Genomic DNA, 5,086 nt, shown 5'->3' with positions numbered 1-5,086 from the left:
GCGGCCGGCGTCGGCTGCGGGCGCGCGGGTGGTGCCTGGTGCGGTTGCGGGCGCGCGGGTGGTGCCTGGTGCGGTTGCGGGTGCGGGGGTTGCGTCTGGGCCGGTCGCGGCTGCCCGTACGAGCCGTCCGGTTCCGGCCCGTACGCCGGCTCCCCGTAGTGCGGCCGACCGGTCACCGGGCGCCGCCCGCGAACGGCGGGAGCACCTCGACCGTGCCGCCCTCACTGAGGCGCACCTCCGTGTGCGCTCGGGAGCCCACCGGGGAGTCGTCGACCAGGAAGGAGCAGCGCAGGAGCACCCGGGCGAACTCCGGCTCCGCCTCGTGGCGGGCACGCGCGGCGGCGAGCGCCTCGGCGAGCGTGGTGGCCTCGTACGTGTCCTCCGCGCGGCCGGCCGCGGCCTTGGCCGCCGCCCAGTAGCGGATGGTGCCGCTCGGCATGCTCGTCCCTCTCGCTGTGTCCGCCGGGTGTCGCGGCCCCCATCATGGCCCGCCCGAGAGCAGGGCACCGAGCCGCGGTCCTCCTTGAGAGGCATTATCCTTTATTTCCGCACGGTCTCCGGGGACTCTTCGGGACGCGGCCCCTCGTCCCGCGCGTACGGCGCGAGTCATCTCACACTGGGCTGCTGCCCGCGCTTCGGCTATTCTGCGGGGCATGTGAAGGACCCGGGCAGCGTGGCCCCCGGGTCCTTTTGCGCTTTCCGGGCGGCACGAAGCGGTGCCGTCATCGTCCTCGCAGCCCGTGGAAGGAGTCCACGACATGGGCGAACGAACCGGACCACCGCAACAACCCCCCGTACGACCAAGGCCGGAGCGGCCGACCGGGGGTGGTCGTCCGTGAGTTCCCTGCTGCTGCTGACGAACGCGCTCCAGCCCTCCACCGAGGTCCTGCCCGCCCTCGGGCTGCTGCTGCACAACGTGCGGGTGGCGCCCGCCGAGGGGCCCGCGCTGGTGGACACCCCCAGCGCCGAGGTGATCCTCGTCGACGGTCGTCGGGACCTGCCGCAGGTGCGGGCACTGTGCCAACTGCTGCGCTCCACCGGTACGGAGAGCCCGGTGCTGCTGATCGTGACCGAGGGCGGGCTGGCGGCCGTGACCGCCGAGTGGGGCGTCGACGACGTGCTGCTGGAGAGCGCCGGGCCGGCCGAGGTCGAGGCGCGGCTCCGGCTCGCGACCGGCCGCCGGGACCTGGACGCGGGTCACAGCCCCACGGAGATCCGGAACGGCGACCTGACCGTGGACGAGGCCAGCTACAGCGCCAAGCTGAAGGGGCACGCGCTGGACCTGACGTTCAAGGAGTTCGAGCTGCTGAAGTACCTCGCCCAGCACCCGGGGCGGGTCTTCACCCGGGCGCAGTTGTTGCAGGAGGTGTGGGGGTACGACTACTTCGGCGGCACCCGCACCGTCGACGTACACGTACGCCGCCTGCGGGCCAAGCTCGGGCCGGAGTACGAGTCGCTCATCGGCACCGTCCGGAACGTCGGCTACCGCTTCGTCTCGCCGGAGCGGGGCGAGCGATCCGAGCGGCGCGCCGCCGAGAGGCGGGCGGACGCCGACGCCAGAGCGGTCACGGAGGCGGCCGAGGAGGTCACCAAGCGCGCGGCCGGCGCTGACCGCCCTTCCGGAGGCGGCTGAGGTCACCGTACGGTCCGCGTCATGGTCGCCGCCGCCCAGGTGCCGGGTTCGATCGGGGCTGTCGACGGTGTGGCCGTCATGGCTTCCCGGACCCTGACGCGGACGTCCCGACGTGCTGGACGCACCGCTCACCCGGTGCTGCCACCGCGCCGCGGACCAGCCCGCCCGACCGGCCCGGAAGCCGGGTTCGCCCGCCGTATCGGGCGGCGACCGGATTCCGGACCCGTCCGGAAGCTGCGCGCGTAGACTGACCGGTGTGGCCAAGGTGACGCGAGACGACGTGGCAAGGCTGGCGGGTACCTCGACCGCGGTGGTCAGCTATGTGATAAACGACGGGCCCCGGCCGGTGGCGGCGGCCACCAAGGAGCGGGTCCTCGCGGCGATCGAGGAGCTGGGTTATCGGCCCGACCGGGTCGCCCAGGCCATGGCCTCGCGCCGGACCGACCTCATAGGCCTGGTGGTGCCGGACGCCCGCCAACCGTTCTTCGCGGAGATGGCACACGCCGTGGAACAGGCGGCGGCCGAGCGCGGCAAGATGGTGCTCGTCGGCAACTCCGACTACCTCGACGAGCGCGAGGTGCACTACCTGCGCGCGTTCCTCGGGATGCGGGTCTCCGGGCTGATCCTCATCAGCCAGGGCCCCAGCGAGCACGCCGCGGCCGAGATCGAGGCGTGGGACGCCCGCGTCGTACTCCTGCACCGGCGACCGGAGGCCATCGACGACGTCGCGGTGGTCCTGGACGACGTCGGAGGGGCGCAGCTGGCCACCCGTCATCTGCTGGAACACGGCCACGCGTCCGTCACCTGCCTCGGCGGCACCGACACCACCCCGGCGAACGGCGACCCGGTCACCGACCACATCGACGGCTGGGCGCGAGCGATGCGGGAGGCCGGACGGCCGATCGAGAGTCAGCTCGTGAAGGCGCCGTACAACCGTTATGACACCTACCACTTGGCGCTTGAGCTGCTGAGCCGGCCGGACCGGCCGACCGCGCTCTTCTGCTCCACGGACGATCAAGCCTTCGGCGTGCTGCGGGCGGCCCGCGAGCTGGGCATGGACGTGCCGGGTGAGGTGGCGGTGACCGGTTTCGACGACGTGAAGGAGGCGGCGCTGACCGATCCGCCGCTGACGACGGTGACCTCCGACCGGGAGGCCATGGCGCGTGCGGCCGTCGACCTGGTGCTCGACGACGGCCTGCGGGTGGCCGGCAGCCGGCGGGAGCGGATTCGCCAGTTCCCGTCCGGGCTGGTCGTCCGCCGTTCCTGCGGATGCGGTACGGGCACGGGCCTGAACGCGCGGGGCTGATCGGGCGGTTGGGTGGCGGTGGCCCTGGCCGTCACCGTCGGTCTTCGGCGACGTCCGGTGTCAGACCCGGCGCCTAGGGTCGCCGCTGTCTGACCGTCCCCTGCCGAAGAAGTCTCCATGAGTGATGTCTACTCACCCGTCCCTGAACTGAACCTGCTCAAGGAGTTCGAGGACAGTCTCGGAGGACGGTTCTTCGCGCCCGGATTCGAGCTGTTCGACTACGACCTCGACCTGGACTGGTTCTGCGGCGACGCGCCTGACGCGTATCTGGACCGACTGATTCCCTTCGCCTACGCGACGTCCTCCGGCTCGTACTACGCCTTGTGGCGCTGTGACGACCGCACCGACCTCGCCACCCTGCCCGTCGTCTTCTTCGGTGACGAGGGCGATCTCTGGGTCGAAGCCAGCGACCTGCGCGAACTCTTCCGGTCGCTCGCCGCCGAACCGGACGACCACGAGGATCGCGCGCGCCTCGCCCCCGCACGCGAGAGGTATCTCGCTTGGCTGTGGGAGCACTTCGGGCTCACGCCGGGTGACAGCTCGGACGATGACGAGGGGGTGGCTCTTGCCGAGTACACCCGACGATTCGCCGACTGGGTCTCGGAGTTCGCCCCAGAGGACCTCCTCGACCAGGTGCTCAGCGCGCTCGACCTGGAGACGCCCACGGCCTGACACCAACCGGGCCGGCCGTGTGCTCCGCTCCTCGCGTCAATCTCCGGCAGGGTGAGCGCTCGCTCAGCGGGCGCGCGGTTCCAGCCGTCGTACCGCCATTGGGGTGATGCGCGGGGCCGACGCGTGTGCGTTGGTGGCCTTCAGGCGTTGAGCACGCTATGGAACCGAGGCAGCTGTGGGACCGGAACACCGTACTGGCAGAAGCCTTCTGCCGCAGCGATGACGAGGTGAAAGACGCGCAGGGGACGCTCGACGACGCCCGGGCCACCCGGGCACGGTTCCTCGCGGCCTTCGCGGTGACCCTGCGTAACGACAGCGCCGTGGCGGACCTGCTGGGCCTCGCCGAACGGGAGGTGCGCATCGCGCGACGCACCGTCAGCAAGGATGACGCTCGGGCGGTCGCGGACGAGTTGCTGGCCGTTCCGGAATCGCCTCCGCGACTGTTCGAGGAGCGCGGGCAGGGCACGGAATCCCCCGGTGGTGCGGCCCTGGGCGGGGCGGTTCCCGGGGCCCAGGCCGGCGGGGCGGCCGTGCCGGAGATGCCGGAGTACGCCCCGGCCGGCACGCTGTTCCCGGGCGCCGGGACGGGGGCTGGCGCGGAGCCGGTGTGGTCGGCGGCGATGGACGCGGTGCTGATCGGCGGCTGGCAGAGCGGGGTGGACCTGCGAGTGCTGGCCAACGAGTTCGGGCTGGATCTGCACCGTCTGGTCACCCGGGCGCAACAACTGTCCGTACAGGGCCGACTCGGTCCGGCACGCGGCGCCCCAGGCTGGGAGGCGAGTGGCCGGCACCGCCGGGGAGCCGCGGAGCCGCACGCCGAGGGGCACACCCACATCCCGAGTCAGCAGACGACCGCCGCCGGCTGGGACAACCGGAGCGGCTGGGAGGGCTGGAGTGCCGGGGACACGACGTCGTCGACGGCCGCCGCCACTTTCGTCCCCGGCGGCGCCGCACAACAGGGCTGGCACGCGAACTTCCCGCAGGGCTGGGGCCCGGACGCCCGCCGCTTCACCGGCACCGACTCGGCCGGCGGCACCCAGGACTGGCAGGGCATCCTGCACGAGTGGGGGGACACGCCGCCCGTACGGGAGGACGTGGTGCAGTACCAGCAGGTGTACGAACAAACCTTCCAGCAGCCCGTGGCGCAGTACGGACAACAACAGTACGAGCCCTGGCAGCAGTACACCTGAGCGGAAATGGACGGAACGCTCAGGGCGTACTCAGCCGAATCTCATACGTGCCACCCAGCCTGGACGCATGACGGCACACGAGACGGCACCCCAGCACCCGCAGCACCCGCAGCACCGGCAGAACTCGCAGCGCCCCCACGAGCCCGGCCACGGCTCCGTGAGCCCGCACCAGGACGGGCTGTCGTACGGGCACACGGCCGGCCCACCACCTCCGCAGCCCCCGCAGCCCCCGCAGCCCTCCTCCGGCGGGCAGCCTCCGCCGCCGCGTCGCCGGGCGCGCGGGCC

5 protein-coding genes and 1 pseudogene are annotated in these 5,086 nt (G+C 72.3%); 5 read left to right on the top strand and 1 reads right to left on the bottom strand.

Going from position 1 to position 5,086, the window contains the following annotated elements:
- Positions 1-172 precede the first annotated feature (172 nt).
- Entirely contained in the window at positions 173-439 is a 267-nt protein-coding gene (locus AN216_RS04655) for a MoaD/ThiS family protein (RefSeq protein ID WP_070195308.1), read from the bottom strand.
- Between the two features lie 396 nt (positions 440-835).
- On the opposite strand from AN216_RS04655, the gene AN216_RS04650 reads away from it, so the two are divergent.
- The 5 genes and pseudogenes from AN216_RS04650 to AN216_RS29565 form a co-directional block, all read left to right on the top strand.
- Complete coding sequence (locus AN216_RS04650) at positions 836-1,633, top strand: winged helix-turn-helix transcriptional regulator (RefSeq protein WP_070195307.1); 798 nt, start codon at positions 836-838, stop codon at positions 1,631-1,633.
- 256 nt (positions 1,634-1,889) lie between these two features.
- Entirely contained in the window at positions 1,890-2,939 is a 1,050-nt protein-coding gene (locus AN216_RS04645) for a LacI family DNA-binding transcriptional regulator (RefSeq protein WP_070195322.1), read from the top strand.
- 117 nt (positions 2,940-3,056) lie between these two features.
- A complete protein-coding gene (locus AN216_RS04640; protein ID WP_070195306.1) occupies positions 3,057-3,611 on the top strand; it encodes a hypothetical protein in 555 nt (184 codons plus the stop codon).
- A gap of 158 nt (positions 3,612-3,769) precedes the next feature.
- Positions 3,770-4,801 (top strand): hypothetical protein, encoded by a 1,032-nt coding sequence (locus AN216_RS04635; RefSeq protein ID WP_070195305.1) that lies wholly within the window; start codon positions 3,770-3,772, stop codon positions 4,799-4,801.
- A gap of 67 nt (positions 4,802-4,868) precedes the next feature.
- Positions 4,869-5,086, top strand: a pseudogene (locus tag AN216_RS29565) (hypothetical protein); the annotation flags it as partial.

It is taken from the genome of Streptomyces oceani, from assembly GCF_001751245.1.
Taxonomy (GTDB): Bacteria; Actinomycetota; Actinomycetes; order Streptomycetales; family Streptomycetaceae; genus Streptomyces; species Streptomyces oceani.
This window is presented reverse-complemented; position numbering and strand designations above follow the sequence as displayed.